Consider the following 17,628-nt stretch of genomic DNA (forward strand, 5'->3'; position numbering starts at 1 on the left):
GAACCCTGTCTTGCCTGTCATTCCGGGGCGGCTCGTCAGAGCCGAACCCGGAACCCATAACCGCTAACGCCTTGAATTCTGCTGCAACGTCAATCGCGCATCCTTGAGATGTGGTGGTTATGGGTTCCGGGCTCCGCTGCGCGGCCCCGGAATGACGGTTCCGGTTCCGTGAAAGCCATCTTATCCCCACCCTTCGGACCCGGCGATTGAACTCCGCCGCTCGACCCGCCATCATCATCCCCGATGACCATTCCGAACATCATCACCATCGGCCGCCTCATCATCGTGCCCATCGTGATCGTCATGATCATGCAGCAGCGCTGGGCCACGGCCTTCGCGCTTTTCGTCGTGGCGGGCGTTTCCGATGCGGTTGACGGCTTCATCGCCCGCAAATTCGACATGCGGAGCGAATTCGGGGCCTATATCGATCCCCTGGCGGACAAGTCGCTCCTGGTCTCGATCTACGTGACGCTCGCCATCGTGGGGGCGATCCCCGGCTGGCTTGCCATCGTGGTTGTCTCGCGGGACGCCATGATCGTGGCGGCCGTGCTCCTGTCCTGGGTCATGAGCCGTCCGGTCGAGATCAAGCCGCTCATCGTCAGCAAGCTCAACACCGGCGCGCAGCTCGCTTTCGCCGCCTATGCGCTCGCGGCCAACGCCTTCGGCGTGGAACTCGGAGGGCTCGAGGAAATCGTCATGGTGCTGGTGGCGACCTTGACCATAGCCTCCGCCGGTGCCTATCTCGTCGGTTGGCTGCGCCACATGTCCACCTGATGGCCAAAAAGATACAGTATGGGGAACCGATGACGGTCCAACGGCAGATTGGGTTTTGGATTGCGGCGCTGGTCGTCGCGGTCCTTCTGCTGTTCGTCCTGCGCGGAATCCTCCTGCCGTTCGTCGCAGGATTCGCGCTCGCCTACCTGCTCGATCCCCTGGCCGACCGCCTGCAGAAGGTGGGCATCGGACGCCTGGGCGCGAGCCTTCTCATTCTGGTTCTTTTCGTTCTCATCCTCATCATCGCTCTCATGATCCTGGTGCCTTTCGCGGCGCAGCAGGTGGGGGCCTTCGTGGAGCGGCTGCCCGGCTACGTCACGAGGCTTCAGGAACTTGGAGCCGAGCAGATCGGCCCCTTGATCCGGAAACTCGGGATCGAGGATGCGCTCCCGGCGGCGCCCCCCTCCGTCGGCAACCTCATCAGCCAGGGCATCGCCTGGATCACCGCCTTCCTGCAGGGGTTGTGGTCCGGCGGGCAGGCGTTGATCGGCATCTTCTCGCTCCTGGTGGTGACGCCGGTCGTGGCCTTCTACATGCTGGTCGACTGGGACCGCATGGTGAAGACCGTGGATTCCTGGATGCCCATGAAGCACCGGGATACGATCCGCGCGATCGCCCACGACGTCGACCGGGCAATCGCCGGCTTCGTCCGGGGACAGGCCCTGGTCTGTCTCATCCTCGGCACCTTCTATGCGGTCAGCCTTGCCCTGATCGGGCTGAATTTCGGCGCGCTGATCGGCATGACCGCCGGCATCCTGAGCTTCATCCCCTATGTGGGCTCGCTCACGGGCCTCATCCTCTCTGTCGGCGTCGCGATCGTGCAGTTCTGGCCTGACTGGACCATGATCGCCGCGACGCTGGGCATCTTCATCTTCGGCCAGTTCGTGGAGGGCAACATCCTCTCGCCGAAGCTGGTGGGCGAATCCGTCGGCCTGCACCCGGTCTGGCTGATGTTCGCCCTCGTGGCCTTCGGCGCCCTGTTCGGCTTCGTGGGGCTGCTGCTCGCGGTGCCGCTCGCCGCCGCCATGGGCGTCATCGCGCGCTTCGCCCTGCGGCAATATCTGGCGAGCCCCCTCTATCGCGGCACGGAGCCGGCGATCCTGAAACCCAGGGTCGAGCCCGAGAAGGTCGATCTCGATGCGTGAGATGCCCAAGCAGCTCGCCTTCGACCTGCCGCTCGATCCCCGTTTCGGAGCCGAGGATTTCCTTGTCAGCCCGTCGAACGAGCAGGCTTACGGCCTGATCGAGAGCTGGCCCGACTGGCCGGACACGATCCTGCTCCTTGTCGGCCCCCGCGGCAGCGGCAAGAGCCATCTGGCCTCCATCTGGGCGACGAACGCCCGTGCCTGGACTATCGACGCCTCCGGGATCACGCAGGACAGGGTGCCCCACCTCGTCTCGAACGGCGCGCTCGCCATCGAGGACATGGATCGGGGCGAGCGGGACGAGGCGGCCCTGTTCCACCTCCTGAATCTCGCGCGGGAGAAAAAGGCTTCGCTGCTGATCACCTGCGAGACGCCGCCCGACCGCTGGTCCCTGCGCACGCCCGACCTGCTGTCGCGCCTGCGGCTCGCCCCGAGCGTGTCTCTGGATGCGCCCGACGATGCGCTCCTGAAGGCCGTCCTGGTGAAGCTTTTCGTCGACAGGCAACTCGTGGTCGACACCTCCGTTGTCGACTATATTGCCCTTCGGATCGAACGGTCATTGGCGAAGGCCTCCGAGCTCGTTGCGCTCCTCGACAGGGAGGCGCTGAGCCGGGGGCGTCGCGTGTCCCGGGCGATCGCGGCGGAGATCCTTGGGGCCGCACAGGAAACGGATGAGAGCGAGTGAAGTCTGACACCAACGCCGCATTGGCGAACCGTCGTGAAAACGTCACGAAGCCCAGAGCAAAACGGTCGCCGAAGAAGGATACGGCGGAGACCGAAGTGCACAGCGCGATTGCCCTTAAGGAAGTGGAGACCGTCAGCGAAGCTCCCTTGCCGAAGGCTCCGCCGGACATCGAACTCGACGGGGCGGTGCTGCGGAAGTTCCCCCAGCGCTTCATCAACCGCGAACTCTCCTGGCTGCAGTTCAACCGCCGGGTGTTCGAGGAGGCGTCGAACCGTAACCATCCGCTCCTGGAGCAACTGCGCTTCCTGTCGATCTCGGCCGACAATCTCGACGAGTTCTTCATGGTGCGCGTGGCGGGCCTGATCGGCCAGGTGCGCTCGGGCGTCGCCACTGCGTCGCAGGACGGGCTCACGCCGCAGGAGCAGCTGGGGAAGATCTCCGTGGCCGTCTCCCATCTCGCGTCCGACCAGCAGCGGCGCTGGCGCGAACTGCGGGACGCACTGCTGGAGGAGGGCATCGTCCTCACCGAGGGGGCGGGGCTGACGAAGGCGGAGGCCTCCTGGCTCGAGGACTACTTCCTCAACCACGTCTTCCCGGTGCTGACGCCGCTCGCCATCGATCCGGCGCATCCCTTCCCGTTCATTCCCAATCTCGGCTCGTCCATCGCCCTGAAGCTGGTGCGCCAGAGCGACGGCAAGGTGCTGAACGCGCTGATCCGCCTGCCGTCGCGCGCGGAGCGCTTCATCCGCCTGCCGGATTTCGCCGAGACGGGCGCGACCCGCTTCATCGCCCTGGAGCAGATGATCGTGCTCTATACGAGCCGCCTGTTCCCCGGCTACGCGGTGCAGGGGCAGGGCGCCTTCCGGGTGATCCGCGATTCCGATATCGAAGTGGAGGAGGAGGCCGAGGATCTCGTGCGCCTGTTCGAGACCGCGCTCAAGCAGCGCCGGCGCGGCAGCGTGATCCGCCTCGAGGTCGAGGCGGCCATGCCGGAGGACCTGCGCCTCTTCGTGGCCGAGGAGATGGAAGTGTCCAACGACGAGGTCTTCGTCGTCGAGGGCATGATGGGCCTGCGGGACCTGTCGCAGCTCGTTGCTCTCGAACGGCCCGACCTCAAGTTCAAGCCTTACAATCCGCGTTTCCCCGAGCGCATCCGCGAGCACAGCGGCGATTGCTTCGCGGCGATCCGCGAGAAGGACATCATCGTCCATCACCCCTACGAATCCTTCGACGCGGTGGTGCAGTTCCTGCGCCAGGCCGCGCGCGACCCGAACGTGGTGGCGATCAAGCAGACGCTCTATCGCACCTCGTCCGATTCCCCCATCGTGGCCGCGCTCGCGGAGGCCGCCGAGGCGGGCAAGTCCGTCACGGCTCTCGTGGAGCTGAAGGCACGCTTCGACGAGGAGGCCAATATCCGGTGGGCCCGCGACCTGGAGCGCGCCGGCGCCCAGGTGGTGTTCGGCTTCATCGAGCTGAAGACGCACGCGAAACTGTCCATGGTCGTGCGCCGCGAAGGCAGCCAGCTCATCACCTATTGCCATGTGGGCACGGGCAACTACCACCCGATCACCGCGCGCATCTACACCGACCTGTCCTATTTCACCGCCGACCCGGTGATCGGGCGGGACGTGTCGCGCATCTTCAACTTCGTGACGGGCTACGCGGAGCCCGCCGAACTGGAGCGCATGGCGGTGTCGCCGCTCACCTTGAGGAAACGCCTGCTCCAGCACATCGAGGAGGAGGTGGCCCATGCCAAGGCGGGCCGGCAGGGGGCGATCTGGGGCAAATGCAACTCGCTCGTCGATGCCGACATCATCGATGCGCTCTACGACGCGAGCGCCGCGGGCGTGCAGGTCGATCTCATCGTGCGCGGCATCTGCTGCCTTCGCCCGGGCATCATGGGCCTGTCGGAGAACATCCGGGTCAAGTCCATCGTCGGGCGCTTCCTCGAGCACACGCGCATCTATGCCTTCGGCAACGGGCATGGCCTGCCGAACCCGAAAGCGCATGTCTACATCTCCTCCGCCGATCTCATGACACGCAACCTCGACCGTCGCGTCGAGGCCCTGATGCCGATCCTCAATCCGACCGTGCACCAGCAGGTGCTCGACCAGATCATGCTCGCCAACCTCCTCGACAACGAGCAGAGCTGGACCGTGCTCCCCGACGGCTCGAGCCAGCGGGTGATACCGGCCAAGGGCGAGGAACCATTCAACGCTCACAAGTATTTCATGACAAATCCGAGTCTGTCGGGCCGTGGCAAATCCCTCAAAACCTCCAGCCCCAAGGCGCTCGCCAAGCGCGGGCAACGCTGACATGCAGGCCGTAAGCCAGGAGGCTCAGGGACGGCTCAAGATCGGCCGTCCCGTGGCCATCATCGATATCGGGTCGAACTCGGTGCGCCTCGTGGCCTATGAGGGCCTCTCCCGCGCCGTGACGCCGATCTACAACGAAAAGGTTCTCTGCGGCCTCGGACGCCATGTGGCGACCACCGGCCGCCTCGACGACGAGGCCGTGGACCGGGCCCTGCGGGCACTCGCCCGGTTCCGCGTCCTCTGCGACACCATGCATGTGTCCGAGGTCTTTGTGCTGGCGACCGCCGCGGCGCGCGACGCCTCCAACGGTCCCGCTTTCCTGGAGGCGGCGGCCGAGGCCTGCGGCCAGCCGATCAGCCTGCTCTCCGGCGCCGAGGAAGCGCGGGCCTCCGCGCTCGGCGTCATCGCGGGCTTCCACGAGCCGGACGGCATGGTCGGCGACATGGGCGGCGGCAGCCTCGAGCTGGTCGACGTGCTGGGCTCCCGGGTCGGGCAGGGGATCACCATGCCGCTCGGCGGCCTCGCCCTGCAGGACGTCAGCGGCGGCTCGCTGAAGCGGGCCCAGCGGATCGTGCGCGAAGCGCTGGAACGGGCCCCGGAATATCTGGAGGACCTGCACGGCCGGACGTTCTACGCGGTCGGCGGCACGTGGCGCGCGCTGGCGCGGTTGCACCAGGCGGCGCGGGATTACCCGCTGCACGTGATGCATGGTTACATCATCGACCCCGACGACGGGCTCGACTTCCTGCATCTCGTGGAGGAGGCCGATTCCAAGACCCTGAAGGACATCGAGAGCGTCTCCGAGGCCCGACGCCCGCTCCTGGCCTACGGGGCCATCGTGCTCGAAGAGATCATCCGCCTCGGCGAGCCGAAGGAGGTCGCCATCTCGGCCTTTGGCGTGCGCGAGGGCGTCCTGTTCGACAGGCTCGATCCAGAGACGCGCGAGCGCGACCCGCTGCTCGCGGCCGCCAGCGACCTCAACCTCCTGCGCTCCCGCTCGCCCCGCCATGGGGTCGAGCTGTGCCAGTGGACGCAAGCCTTCATCGATAGCCTGGGCCTGCCGGAGACGGATTACGATATCCGCCTGCGCCGGGCGGCCTGCCTCCTGGCCGATATCGGCTGGCGGGCCCATCCCGACTACCGGGGCGAGCAGAGCCTCAACCTGATCGCCTACGGGGCTTTCGCCGGGCTCGACCATCCGGGTCGCGCCTATCTGGCCCTGTCGATCTTCTTCCGGCACGAGGGACTGTCTCCCGACAAGGTCAGCTCGCGGATCAAGTCCCTTGCGGGTCCCCGGCTCCTGGAGCGGGCGCGGCTGCTCGCCGCGCTGATGCGCATCGCCTATCCGGTTTCGGTCGCCATGGAGGGGATTCTCCCTCAAGCCCCCCTCACGGCCCGTGGCAATCAGATCGTGCTGGCTCTGCCGGCCGGCCTGGAGCCGCTCGCCAATGAGCGCCTTACCGGCCGCCTTCGCGCCCTGGGCAAGCTTCTCAACATGGATCCCGTCGTCGAAATCCATTAAAAGGCGGTCATCCGTCGCGGACGGGGCCTATCGGCTCCGGCCGCGCGCATGATTAAGGGTTTACAGAGCAAGAGACTTCAATACTTTCTCTTCCCATTGGGAAGGAAGCTTAGCCTTTGGGGACAACCATGGAATTGATCGACCTCACAGCCGTTCGCAATGCAGAGCGGTCCAGCGAGCCATACAACTACGTTCTCGCCTCGAACCTTCTGAAGCAGGACAAGATCGCCGAGCTGCGGCGGGATTTTCCCGACATCAACAAGCCCGGCTACCTGACCGTGGACGAGGTTAACCTTCACGGCCGCTTCAAGAAGCTCATCGAGGAGCTGGAAGGTCCGGAGCTGACCGAGGAGCTGTCCAAGAAGTTCGGCCTGGACCTGCACCAGTATCCGCGCCTGACCACCATCATGAAGAAGTCGCAGCCGAAATACGGGTCCATCCACACGGACGGCCCGTCCAAGGTCATGACCATGCTGGTCTACATGAACGACGAGTGGCAGCAGGACGAGGGTGGCCGCCTGCGGGTTCTCTACGACGACAAGAACTACGACAAGTTCAAGCTGGAAGTGCCGCCCGTCATGGGCACCATGTTCGCCTTCCTGCGCTCCGACAATTCCTGGCACGGCCATCTGCCCTTCTCCGGCGAGCGCCGCGTGGTCCAGATCGCCTGGGTAAAGAGCCAGGCCGACGTGGACCGCAAGAAGAAGCACAACAAGCTGGCTCAGGTCTTCAAGGGCATTTTCGGGCGGTAAGGCCGCCTGCGCTCGGAAGCAGTCAATTGGCGATGGCCGGGTTCTGCCCGGCCATTTGCATGTCGAGGGAGCCATGGCGGCAGAAATCAGAGCGACGGCAACGCGGCTGAAGGGGCTGTTGTGACGCTGTCGATCGGACCGGATCGGATGCGCTCCGATGGTCATGTTGTCCGATCCCCGGGCCATTGCATCCGATGATCTAGGCCCTCTGCTGTCCATAAGTGCAAAGTGTTTGTCTAGAACTGTCAAGCGCGCCGGTGCAGCGCTGCCTAATGTCGTCGCGCCAAGCATAAGAATTGCGGGTACGGGGAAGCGGTCATCCCAGACGATATCAGTCGCCGGCGCGTGCGGTGCGGGCCGAAATCAGTTCGTCGGGCGAACGCTCCGCTGTCGCCGAACCGTATGAGTTCGACAACGACGCAGGAGCCGAACGTGTTGTCTGGATTACCGGATACTGCACATGATTCACGAGCGGGCAGTGGCGTCAGCCGACGTTCGTTTCCGCCCCGGGGACCGCGATCCTTGCTGCGGCCGCAGCCGATCCTCGCCGGAACCGTGGTGCTGGCGCTGGCCGGCTGCACCTTTTCGGGCAACACGCCGGCTCCATCCGCCAATGTCGAGGCTCCCGCGGCCTTTGCGCGGGAACGCCTGATCGGCCAATGGGGCGTCGCATCCTTCCATACCGACAAGGATCGACCGCGGACCGAACGGGAGGCCCGGGCGCAATGCAGCCAGCCTTACAAGATCGTCAAAGGCCCGACCGACGGAGTGATGATGCATGTGGCCGACGATCCGGAACTTCATGAGCTCAGGCTCAAGGGCGATACCTCCGGCAGGACCTATCTCGGTTTCGAGGCGCCGCCGGGTGACCCGCAGGACCGGGAGATTCTCTCGGCGACCGACAAAATCATGACCATGCGCTTCGTCGATCCGGATGCGAACCGGCGTTACGGAACCTTTGTGTTCGTGCGCTGCGGCGCATGACCATGTCCCCAAAAAGCGGAGGAAGGAAATGGTGCGGAACCTGCGGCTGATGACCCACGACAGGACTGCACGGGCCTGCTCCGCCTTCATGGCGGCGGCCGGATACGTGCTGGCCGCGTGCCTTCCTTCCGGCGCGGCCCAGGCGCAAGCCGCGCCGCCGGCTCAGGCTCTTCTCCAGATCGACGACGAGCCGGGGCGCATCTCGACCGAGGAAGTCGTCATCACGGACGGTCCCTATGCCCGGCAGGTCGTGTACTTCAGGTCCAATGAAGCACCGGGGACCCTGGTCATCCACACCTCGGAACGGTTCGTGTATCTGGTCCAGGGCAACAACCGCGCCCTGCGCTACGGCATCGGGGTCGGGCGCGAAGGCTTTCAATGGTCCGGACTGGTGCAGGTGAGCCGCAAGGCCGAGTGGCCGGACTGGCGCCCGCCGCCGGAGATGATTGCGCGCCAGCCTTATCTTCCACGCTTCATGGCAGGCGGGCCCGGCAACCCGATGGGGGCACGAGCGCTCTATCTCGGGTCGACCGTCTTTCGCATTCACGGCACCAATCAGCCGGAGACGATCGGCAGTGCGATTTCGTCCGGCTGCTTCAGGTTGGCCAACGGTGACATCATCGATCTGTACAATCGGGTGCCGGTCGGCACGAAGGTGGTCGTCCGTCACGCCCCCAGTCTCTAGCGCATCGTGCGGAACCTGAGGAGCGGAGAGGGACAGTCATGGTGAATGCAGTCAAAGCCGGTCTCCACTGCGCCTTCGCGGGCATCGCAAGCCTCCTGCTCTGCGCCTCGGCGCTCCCCGCCGCAGCCGGGACCCTCGAGACGGTCAGGCAGCGGGGCGTTCTGCAATGCGGCGTCAGCGAGGGCCTGATCGGGTTCTCGGAGAAAAACGCCCAGGGCGAGTGGTCCGGTTTCGATGTGGATTTCTGCCGGGCGGTCGCCGGTGCCGTCTTCGATGATCCGTCGAAGATCGCCTTCGTGCCGCTGTCCGCCGGCGAAAGGTTCGACGCCCTGCGCTCGGGCCGCGTCGATCTTCTGTCCCGCAACTCGACCTGGACGCTGGAACGCGAGGCGGGCCTGGGTCTCGCCTTTGCCGGCATCACCTACCATGACGGCCAGGGCTTCCTGGTCATGCGCGACCTCAACGTGTCCTCCGCCCTTGAGCTCGACCGCGCCAAGGTCTGTGTCGAGAAGGGCACGACGAGCCAGCTCAATCTGGCCGACTTCTTCCGCGCCAACTCCATGACGTTCGAGGAACGTGCCTTCCCGAGCGCGGCGGAAGCCCTCAGCGCCTTCCAATCCGGCCAGTGCAACGTACTGACGAGAGACCAATCCGCCCTCTACGCGGAGCGTCTGAAGCTTTCCCAGCCGGGCAATGCCATCGTCCTGCCGGATGTCATCTCGAAGGAGCCGCTCGGACCGGCAACCCGCGCCGACGACTTCGCCTGGTTCAACATCGTGAAGTGGGTGAACTTCGCGCTCGTGAACGCCGAGGAGCTTGGGATCTCATCCCAGAACGTGGCGGAAGCGAAGGCCTCGACGAAGCCCGCCATACGACGTTTCGTCGGCCTGGAGGGCGGGTTCGGCGGCGTGTTGGGGCTGGACAATGCCTGGGCGCTGAACGCCGTCCGGGCGGCAGGAAATTTCGCTGAAATCTACGAACGAAACCTCGGCGTCGAGTCCAGGCTCGGCATCCCGCGTGGCATGAATCAGCTATGGAGCATGGGAGGCGTGCTCTACGCACCGCCGATCCGGTGAGGATCTGAAGCCGGACTGGCGTTTAGCCCTCAAGCATCGAACGCAAAAGCGGGAACCGGTTTTGCGTGAAAAGATGCGATAGAACGAAGGGAAGCTCCGGACGCGAACCGGCTTCCGGTCTGAGACTTCAGGCAATCGTCCTGAGCTTCACTCGGCCACGCTCCAGCACGAGCCCGAGCTCGCCGTTCTTCAGGGCCAGCGCCTTCTCCCCGAACAGCTTGCGGCGCCAGCCGTGCAGGGACGGCACGTCGGCCTCGTCGCTGTCGGCGATGGCCTCGAGCTCCTCGACCGTGGCGATGATCTTGGGCGCCACGCCCTCCTGCTCGGACACCGCCTTGAGCAGTACCTTCAGCAGGTCCACGACGGAGCCGGTATTGGAGCGGCCGCGGCTGCGCTCCGGCACGGGGATCGTCGCCATGTCGCGGGACAGGGCGCGTTCCACCGCGTCCAGGATCTCGCCGCCTGTGCGGGAGCGCTCGAAGCCGTTGGGGATGGTGCGCAGGCGGCCCAGAGCCTCCACGCTGCGCGGGGCCGAGGTGGCGATGTCGATCACCGCGTCGTCCTTGAGGATGCGCCCGCGGGGCACGTCCCGCGCCTGGGCTTCGCGCTCGCGCCAGGCGGAAATCTCCATGAGCACGGCGATCTCGCGCGGCTTGCGCAGGCGGCCGGCGAGGCGGCGCCAGGCATTGCCGGGATCGGCCTGGTAGGTCTCGGGCGAGGTGAGGATCGACATCTCCTCGGCGAGCCATTCGAGCCGGCCGTTGGTCTGCAGCTGCGCCATCAACGCCTCGTAGACCTTCACCAGATGGGTGACGTCCGAGAGGGCGTAGGTGAGCTGCGCGTCCGTCAGCGGGCGGCGCGACCAGTCGGTGAAGCGGGAAGACTTGTCGATCTTGGCCTTGGCCAGATCGTTGGCGAGCTGCTCGTAGGAGACCGAATCCCCGTAGCCGCACACCATGGCGGCAACCTGGGTGTCGAAGAGCGGCGTGGGCACGATGCCGCCGAGATTCCAGACGATTTCCAGGTCCTGCCGGGCCGAATGGAAGACCTTCACCACATTCGGGTCCGACATCAGCGCCATGAAGGGGTCGAGGCTGATGCCCTCGGCCAGGGGATCGATGAGATAGGCCTCCGCAGGGTCCGGGCCCGCCATCTGGATCAGGCAGAGCTTCGGGTAATAGGTGGTCTCGCGCAGGAACTCCGTGTCGACGGTCACGAACGGATGCTGGCTGAGACGGTTGCAGGCGGCGGCCAGGGCGTCGGTGGAGGTGATCAGGTCCATGGAGCGTTCATAACCTATCGGGAAGAACCTCGCGAGTCCGCCATCGCCGGATCCGCCGTTTGTCGGAGGATAAGGTGAAGTCTCGCCTTCGTAACCAACGCAAAAAGTTTAACGTTACTTCACAGCAAGGCTGTTGAGCAGGGTAGCGGCTGATCTGCCCGGTTGGTCATGGACCGTTTCGAATTCCGCCGTTGTCCTCCTAAGCCGGACCACGGCCAAGCGCGGCCAGCAACTGACCCGGTGTTTCGGCGAAGGTAAGAGAATCGCCGTCCATAGGCGGGTAGACGCGGCCTTCGCGCAAGATCAAGATCCGGTCCGCTGCGCGGATGGTCTCCGGACGGTGGGCGATGACGATGCGGGTGATGTTCAAGGCCGCAAGCGCGCGGTTCACCTCGCGTTCCTTGTCTACGTCCAGGTTCGATGTGCCTTCGTCCATGAAAAGGATGCGCGGCTTGCGGTAGAGTGCCCGCGCCAGGAGCACCCTTTGCCGCTGTCCACCCGAGAGGGTGGTCCCCATATCGCCGACGAGCGTGTTGTAGTTCATCGGCATATTCATGATCTCCTGATCGATCTCGGCCCAGGCCGCACATTGGCGCATCCATTGCAGGTTGAGGTGCGAGTCGAAGAAGGAGATGTTCTCGGCGATGCTGCCGGAGAGCAATTGGTCGTCCTGCATCACGACGCCGATCTGCGAGCGGAAGGCCTGAATGTCCATGTTCTCAAGCGGAACCCCGTCGATGAGCACTGTTCCGGCCTTGGGTCTGAACAATCCGATCATAACCTTGAGAAGCGTTGTCTTGCCGCCTCCCGAAGGTCCTGTGATGGCCACGAACTCTCCCGGCTCGATGCGGAAAGCGGCTCCGGAAAGCACCTCCGGCTCCGTTTCGGCATAGCGGTAGATCACGTCACGCAGTTCGACCGCGCCCGCGACCGTCCTCTCTATCAGACCGTTCTGACGGCTATGGCCTATGTCTTTTTCCGTCAAGGCGATGTCGGATAGGCGCGAGACATAGAGATCGAGCATACGGTACTGGATGGCGGTCTCGATCAGGTTTGTAACCTTGTCGAGGAATTGCTCCTTGTACGAGATGAAGGCGTAGAGCATCCCGACGCTCATGTCTCCCGCCATCACGGCGCGGGCTCCGAGATAGACGACGAGCACGTTCTCAAGGCCGTAAAGCAATTGGTGTGCGGAGCTGAACGCGATCGTGAGGCGGGTCTGCCTGATGCCTTTGTTGATGGCGTCGACATGGCGGTTCTGCCAGAGCGCCTCCCGGTCCGCCTCGCGGCCAAAAATCTTGATGCTTTGAATGCCGCGAATGGTCTCGATAAAGGTAGAATTCTCCTTGGCTCCGGCTTCGATCACTTCCTCCTGAAGCCGACGCATGAAGTGATAGGATATCACCCGCAACAGGGCATAGAGGACGAGAGCACCGAAGACGATGAGAGAGAGGGCAGGGCTATAGACGACGATCATGATCAGCGTCAGAATGGCCATGACGCCATCCACGATGGCGCCAATGAGCCCTTGCGAGAATAAGCTCTGGATCGGTACGGTCGCGCTGAAGCGGGACACGATGTCGCCGATGTGCCGCTTCTCGAACCATTCGAGCGGCAGCCGCACGAGATGGTTGAAGAGGTTTGCGCTCATCTGGAAATTGAGTGCATTGCCCAGAAACATGAGCACCTGAGACCGCAGCCAGGACGCACCTACGTTGATCAGGAGCAGCAGCGTAAAGCCCAAGGCGAGAGCGCCCACAAGGCCGCCGTCCCCTTTCAGGATGGCCTCATCGACGACAAGCTGCATGTAGAACGGGCTGGCTAGCGTGACGACCTGCAGAATTGCCGAGAGCAGCAGTGCCTGACCGAGCGCACGATTCAAGCCTTTGAGGCGGCCCCAGAATGCCGAGAGCGGCATTTTGACGGCTTCCTTCTTCTTCTCGAAGGTGTCTGTCGGGCTGAGCTCCAGGGCGATCCCGGTAAAATGTCGACCGGCCTCCTCCAGGCTGAAGGAGCGCACACCCGATGCCGGGTCGTGGATCACGATGTGCCGTCTGGTTGCCTGCTTGAGAACCACGAAGTGGTTCATGTCCCAATGCAGGATGCAGGGAGTCTTGATGTCCTTGAGTTGCTCCGGTTCCAGGCGGAGACCCCGGCCCATCATGCCGACCCGCTGGGCGAGCGTGAGGACATCCCGCAGCGTCGTGCCCTTCAAGGAGACCGAGAATTTGCGTCTCAGGCTCACCAGGTCCGTCTCGTATCCATGGTACGAGGCGACCATGGCAAGGCAGGCGAGGCCGCACTCCGCTGCCTCGGTCTGAAGAATGAGCGACAGGCGTGGACCACTCAGGAACTCGATTTTGTCGAGCAGGCTCACATGCGCCCCCTGAGGCTGAGGAGGGGATCAATGAGCCAGGCGAGAAGGGAACGTTCTTCCAAGACGATATCGGCCTGCAAGGCCATGTCCGGTTGCAGAGGCACCGGGCGCCCATAGGCCTGGATAGCCTGTTGCCTCAGCCTGACACCGACACGGTATGTCGGCTCCTTGGGCGTAACGGCGCCGAAGATTTCGTTTGGCGCGAGAATAGCCTGCGATACGGTCTCGACGCTGCCTTCGAGGAAGCCGAAGCGTTGATAAGGAAAGGCATCGATCATGAGCCGGACTTGCTGACCCGGTTGCACGAAGCCGATCGCACGGCTCGGAACGAAGAGTTCCGCCCTAAGTTCCGCGCCTGCGGGTACGATGGTCAGGAGGGGACGACTCGCGTCAACGATTTGACCGGGGTTGGCCTGAAGGGCCGTGATGCGTCCAGCGACGGGCGCACGGATAACCTGGCTTCCGCGCGCCTCGATCTCGGTTCGCTCGCGCTCGCGGTCCGCGAGGTTCAGGCTAAGCTGCGCGACGCGCTCGCTTTGCTGCACGGGGAGCTGTTCGCGCTGGAGTTGCGACTGCTCTAGATCCTTGTCGATGGCGGCAAGCTGTCGGTCGAGATCGGCCAGGTTCTGGCGGCTGACGAGCAGCACGGCTTCCTGCTCTTGAAGCGCGACCTTCGTTCCATTGCCTCTTTGGTAAAGGTCGGAAAGAGTCTGCCGGCGCTCGGTCGCTGCTTGCACCCGCTGTGCTTGCAGCTCACGTTGGGCGAGTACGGCCTGCTTCTGAGCCTTGACGCTTTGGGTCGATGCCTCGAGCCGAACGATCTCATTCGCAACGCGGGCGGGATCGGAGGCGATCTGCTCCTTGATAAGCCGGATCTGCGCGTCGAGAGACGTGATCAGGGCCGCGGAGACGGTCCCGCCACCTTCCAATCCCTGCTGCGAGTCAATCGTGAAGAGTGCCTGGCCGGGCGAAACTCGATCGCCTTCTCTGACCTTGAGATCGGTTACGACGCCGTCGCGTCTTGCCGAGACACGGACAAGGCCGCCCGTGGAGATCAAGGCACCGGAGGCCGTCTCCTTGCGCGCATATCCGGCCGTCGCGACGAAGGCTATCGACGCGCCGGTCGCGACGGCGAGGAACGCACCCAGGATTCGCCATGACAACGGGGCAGCCGGCATGGACGCCGCCGTATGCTCTCTGCCGGCTAAAACTTGAGGACGAAAGAACTGACGCTTCAAGGCCAGCCGCGCTCCCGATATGAAATCATGTTTCATAAGGGGCGTGGATTTGCAAGTTACGCAAATATAGAGGTTCAACGAGCTGCGGTCTTTAGCTCAGCAGTCGCTTCGCCTTGTCCATTGAAAGTTGAACGGAATCGATCATCAGAATTTCCGATCGGAAGATCAATCCGTTTCCGTCAGTGCGGAAACGCACATGGTGAGCCGAAAATTGCGTGCAACCGCGCAAGGTTCATTTGCAGAGCTCGCATGTGAATTGTTGAAGATGAAACCAGGGGTTGGTGGAAAACAAAGTTATGATATACCGTAATGATGAAGCCTTGAGCGATGCTCTCACAGTGTCGTGTTACAGGGTTCTCATAAGTAGGGGCTCGAAATGACGAACTTCCCAATCCTCAGCGATGCTGATCTCGCCCTCGTGTCGGGTGGTGGTGCTGTAAAAGTTAAGCTCAGCCCAAGCACACAGCGTTATCTGAACCTAGTCAACTCAGGCGTTCAAGATGTCCTTAGGCCAGCACCGAATTATCAGGAGATCTTTAATGGCACAACGAAAGGCGTGCCTCCTATCGATCTGAATGACGCTGGCAAAAAGATTAAGAAGAACTAAGGGACGGCAACACAGCTTGATCTGGCGATTCTTAGGGGTCGCCAGATATGCCGTTTTAAAGTTGTCTTGAGCTTCGGCCAGCATGAGAGGACACGGACTGCTCTCGAGCATGCCCGAGAATGTATTGCGACTGTAGCTTATTGAAGTTCCATTTAACGGACGTGGATTCGGCCGAAATCCCTATCTATGCCCGATAATGGCTTTCCTGCGCCTTTTTGCTTGCCGCTCGGCACGTTTCACAAGCCAATCCAGGATGTTGTGCTCGACCACGAGTCCGTTCTCCGCATCCTCCAGGCGCTGGATCCGGTCGACCCGGAAACCGCGGTAGCCGTCATCGGACAGGATGTCGATGCCGCCCAGAAGCATCTTGCCCGGCCCAACCTTCAGCTCGCGCGCCAGGACCCAGCGCCGGCTCGGATTGCCGGCCTGGTCCACATAGTCGAGCTCCAGCGCGCCCTCCAGCGGATAGACGTGCCAATTGCCCTCGATCCGCTCCTCGACGGGGGCGTTCCGGGCCGGTCTCAACAGGGATGTCGCAAGGGTGCTAACCATAGGCACAATATGGGAATTCACCCTTTGTTCCGCAAGGATTTCGGGCCGGTGGACGATGGAAAATTCGTTGAAAAACAAGGGGTGTACGAGTAGGTGGCGGCGCTGGTGCCGAGACTTTGCCGTGTAGGCATGAGGCGGGGAGCCCTGACGTCATCACCAGCCTCGGCCGCCGATCTCAGCTTCATGACGGACTGTCATTCCGGGCGCCGCAGGCGAACCCGGAACCCCTAAACACGATGTTTCAAAAAGACCAGGCTCCTCATTGTGCGTCTTCCTGCGCCGTCGGCGGTTATGCGTCCCGGGGCCCGCTGCGCGGCCCCGGGATGACGGGGAGGGTGTCATTGCCAGACGAAGCGCAGCGGAAGGGAAGGGGATCCATAGCGCTGAGCATGTGAGGGGAGCCCCTTCCCGGCCTGCGGCCGCCGGGAATGACGCCCGCTACGTCATCATCGGCCCTGTGCCGGTGATCTCGATCGGAAAGGCGCGGCGCTTTTCAGCATCGGGATGGCCGGCACGAGGCCGGCCATGACGGTGGCGTTTGCCAGACCGGGATGGTGTCAGACGACGAAGAAGTCGAGGTTGGTGAGCTTGAGGTTCTTGGACAGGGTGGCGACCTGGATCGCCTCCTTGGCGCCATTGCCATCGGCATCGTAGAACAGCGCCCCGGTCTTCTTGTTGTAGATCACGTGATCGTCCCGGTCATGCGCCGCGCTGCCGCTGAAGAACTCGCCCTTCTTGAGCACGCCCTTCTTGGCGATCTTGGAAAACACGCTTTTCGCCAGATGGATCGTGTCGTCGGCGACGACGAAGTCGAGGATCTTGTCCAGGTTCTGCTTCTTGTTCAGCGTGTTGGTCTTCGCTAGCTTGGCGTCGAACACGAAGATGTCCTGCCCGGCCCCGCCGGTGAGCGTGTCGTTGCCCAGCCCGCCGGAGAGCCGGTCGTTGCCGCCATTGCCGGAGAGCTGGTCCTTGCAGGCCAAGCCGACGAGCACGTCGTTGTTGCCACGTCCCGCGAGCGTATCCGCCCCGGGTGTGCCGGTGAGCGTGAGCGCAGGGTCGCTGGGGCTGCCGGGATCGCCCGGTGTCCCGGGATTGCTCGGCGTGCCCGGTGCGTCAGGATTGCCCGGCGTATCGGCGATGTCGGTGACGGTGAGGGTGATCTCCTGCGTGGTGACAGCCCCATAGGCGTCCTTGGCCTCCACGGTCACGGTGTAGCTGGTCTTGGTCTCGTAATCGAGGGCTTTGAGCAGCACGAGAGCGCCTTGGTCCAGCGTGAACGTTCCGGTGGGGTCGCTCAGCGTATAGGTGATCGCGTCGCCCTCGGCATCATGCGCCGAGAGCGTGGCCAGCGGCGTGCCAGTGAGGAGGTTCTCGGCGAAGGCGGTCTTGGAGAACGCGATGCTGTCCGGCCTGGTGTTGTAGAGGGCCACGGTCTCATCGTCGCCCTCAAACTTGATAAACCGCACGTTCTTGAGCGTATCGGTGCCGTCCCGACCGGCTTGGGTGTCGTGGACGGTGCGGACCCCATCGGCATCGGGACCGCCGACTTCATATTCCGCGCGGGAGCCGGCAAAGATGACGGTATTGCTGCCGCTCCCGCCATCGAGAGTATCGTCGCCTTTTCCGCCGATGAG

15 protein-coding genes are annotated in these 17,628 nt (G+C 63.5%); 10 read left to right on the forward strand and 5 right to left on the reverse strand.

Translation table 11 applies throughout. From position 1 onward, the window contains the following. The first annotated feature begins 243 nt into the window (after positions 1 to 243). The 9 genes from DDF70_RS16375 (at position 244) to DDF70_RS16415 (ending at position 9,938) form a co-directional block, all read left to right on the forward strand. Positions 244 to 774: a CDP-alcohol phosphatidyltransferase family protein gene (locus DDF70_RS16375; protein WP_114945925.1), complete on the forward strand. Its 531-nt coding sequence runs from the start codon at positions 244 to 246 to the stop codon at positions 772 to 774. A gap of 29 nt (positions 775 to 803) precedes the next feature. Next, a complete protein-coding gene (locus tag DDF70_RS16380; protein ID WP_114945926.1) occupies positions 804 to 1,919 on the forward strand; it encodes an AI-2E family transporter in 1,116 nt (371 codons plus the stop codon). Next, the gene (locus tag DDF70_RS16385) at positions 1,912 to 2,604 is read left to right on the forward strand and encodes a P-loop NTPase family protein (protein WP_114945927.1); all 693 of its coding nucleotides are present in this window, start codon (positions 1,912 to 1,914) and stop codon (positions 2,602 to 2,604) included. The genes DDF70_RS16380 and DDF70_RS16385 overlap by 8 nt, the downstream gene beginning before the upstream one ends. A gap of 146 nt (positions 2,605 to 2,750) precedes the next feature. After that, the gene (locus DDF70_RS16390; RefSeq protein WP_245435518.1) at positions 2,751 to 4,919 is read left to right on the forward strand and encodes an RNA degradosome polyphosphate kinase; all 2,169 of its coding nucleotides are present in this window, start codon (positions 2,751 to 2,753) and stop codon (positions 4,917 to 4,919) included. 1 nt (position 4,920) lies between these two features. Beyond that, complete coding sequence (gene ppx, locus DDF70_RS16395) at positions 4,921 to 6,441, forward strand: exopolyphosphatase (protein WP_114945929.1); 1,521 nt, start codon at positions 4,921 to 4,923, stop codon at positions 6,439 to 6,441. A 128-nt stretch (positions 6,442 to 6,569) separates the two neighbouring features. Beyond that, positions 6,570 to 7,193 (forward strand): 2OG-Fe(II) oxygenase, encoded by a 624-nt coding sequence (locus tag DDF70_RS16400; RefSeq protein ID WP_114945930.1) that lies wholly within the window; start codon positions 6,570 to 6,572, stop codon positions 7,191 to 7,193. Between the two features lie 522 nt (positions 7,194 to 7,715). After that, the gene (locus DDF70_RS16405) at positions 7,716 to 8,177 is read left to right on the forward strand and encodes a hypothetical protein (RefSeq protein ID WP_114945931.1); all 462 of its coding nucleotides are present in this window, start codon (positions 7,716 to 7,718) and stop codon (positions 8,175 to 8,177) included. Between the two features lie 28 nt (positions 8,178 to 8,205). Then, complete coding sequence (locus DDF70_RS16410; protein WP_245435516.1) at positions 8,206 to 8,862, forward strand: L,D-transpeptidase; 657 nt, start codon at positions 8,206 to 8,208, stop codon at positions 8,860 to 8,862. 38 nt (positions 8,863 to 8,900) lie between these two features. Continuing rightward, positions 8,901 to 9,938, forward strand: coding sequence for an amino acid ABC transporter substrate-binding protein (locus tag DDF70_RS16415; RefSeq protein WP_114945932.1), 1,038 nt, complete (start codon positions 8,901 to 8,903; stop codon positions 9,936 to 9,938). Between the two features lie 127 nt (positions 9,939 to 10,065). Here the strand turns inward: DDF70_RS16415 and rnd are convergent, their stop codons facing one another. From rnd to DDF70_RS16430, 3 genes are all read right to left on the reverse strand, one after another. Continuing rightward, a complete protein-coding gene (gene rnd / locus DDF70_RS16420) occupies positions 10,066 to 11,220 on the reverse strand; it encodes a ribonuclease D (protein WP_114945933.1) in 1,155 nt (384 codons plus the stop codon). A gap of 199 nt (positions 11,221 to 11,419) precedes the next feature. Further along, positions 11,420 to 13,597, reverse strand: coding sequence for a peptidase domain-containing ABC transporter (locus DDF70_RS16425; protein ID WP_114945934.1), 2,178 nt, complete (start codon positions 13,595 to 13,597; stop codon positions 11,420 to 11,422). After that, positions 13,594 to 14,775 (reverse strand): HlyD family secretion protein, encoded by a 1,182-nt coding sequence (locus DDF70_RS16430; protein ID WP_162820446.1) that lies wholly within the window; start codon positions 14,773 to 14,775, stop codon positions 13,594 to 13,596. The genes DDF70_RS16425 and DDF70_RS16430 overlap by 4 nt, the downstream gene beginning before the upstream one ends. 436 nt (positions 14,776 to 15,211) lie before the next feature. Between DDF70_RS16430 and DDF70_RS36650 the strand changes: the two genes are divergently transcribed. Beyond that, entirely contained in the window at positions 15,212 to 15,442 is a 231-nt protein-coding gene (locus tag DDF70_RS36650) for a hypothetical protein (protein WP_162820447.1), read from the forward strand. Between the two features lie 180 nt (positions 15,443 to 15,622). Here DDF70_RS36650 and DDF70_RS16440 read toward each other — a convergent pair whose 3' ends face one another. Together DDF70_RS16440 and DDF70_RS16445 are read right to left on the reverse strand one after the other, a co-directional pair. Continuing rightward, entirely contained in the window at positions 15,623 to 15,967 is a 345-nt protein-coding gene (locus tag DDF70_RS16440) for a hypothetical protein (RefSeq protein ID WP_245435517.1), read from the reverse strand. Between the two features lie 584 nt (positions 15,968 to 16,551). Continuing rightward, on the reverse strand, positions 16,552 to 17,628 hold a 1,077-nt coding region (locus DDF70_RS16445), incomplete at its 5' end, for a cadherin domain-containing protein (RefSeq protein ID WP_205772437.1).

Source organism: Microvirga calopogonii (assembly GCF_003347665.1).
Classification (GTDB): domain Bacteria; phylum Pseudomonadota; class Alphaproteobacteria; order Rhizobiales; family Beijerinckiaceae; genus Microvirga; species Microvirga calopogonii.

Excerpts from the sequence above, each read along its gene's own strand:
- DDF70_RS16375 (WP_114945925.1), top strand. The coding sequence starts at position 244 with ATGACCATTCCGAACATCATCACCATCGGCCGCCTCATCATCGTGCCC.
- DDF70_RS16380 (WP_114945926.1), top strand. The coding sequence starts at position 804 with ATGACGGTCCAACGGCAGATTGGGTTTTGGATTGCGGCGCTGGTCGTC.
- DDF70_RS16385 (WP_114945927.1), top strand. The coding sequence starts at position 1,912 with ATGCGTGAGATGCCCAAGCAGCTCGCCTTCGACCTGCCGCTCGATCCC.
- ppx (WP_114945929.1), top strand. The coding sequence starts at position 4,921 with ATGCAGGCCGTAAGCCAGGAGGCTCAGGGACGGCTCAAGATCGGCCGT.
- DDF70_RS16400 (WP_114945930.1), top strand. The coding sequence starts at position 6,570 with ATGGAATTGATCGACCTCACAGCCGTTCGCAATGCAGAGCGGTCCAGC.
- DDF70_RS16410 (WP_245435516.1), top strand. The coding sequence starts at position 8,206 with ATGGTGCGGAACCTGCGGCTGATGACCCACGACAGGACTGCACGGGCC.
- DDF70_RS16415 (WP_114945932.1), top strand. The coding sequence starts at position 8,901 with ATGGTGAATGCAGTCAAAGCCGGTCTCCACTGCGCCTTCGCGGGCATC.
- rnd (WP_114945933.1), bottom strand. The coding sequence starts at position 11,220 with ATGGACCTGATCACCTCCACCGACGCCCTGGCCGCCGCCTGCAACCGT.
- DDF70_RS16430 (WP_162820446.1), bottom strand. The coding sequence starts at position 14,775 with ATGCCGGCTGCCCCGTTGTCATGGCGAATCCTGGGTGCGTTCCTCGCC.
- DDF70_RS36650 (WP_162820447.1), top strand. The coding sequence starts at position 15,212 with ATGACGAACTTCCCAATCCTCAGCGATGCTGATCTCGCCCTCGTGTCG.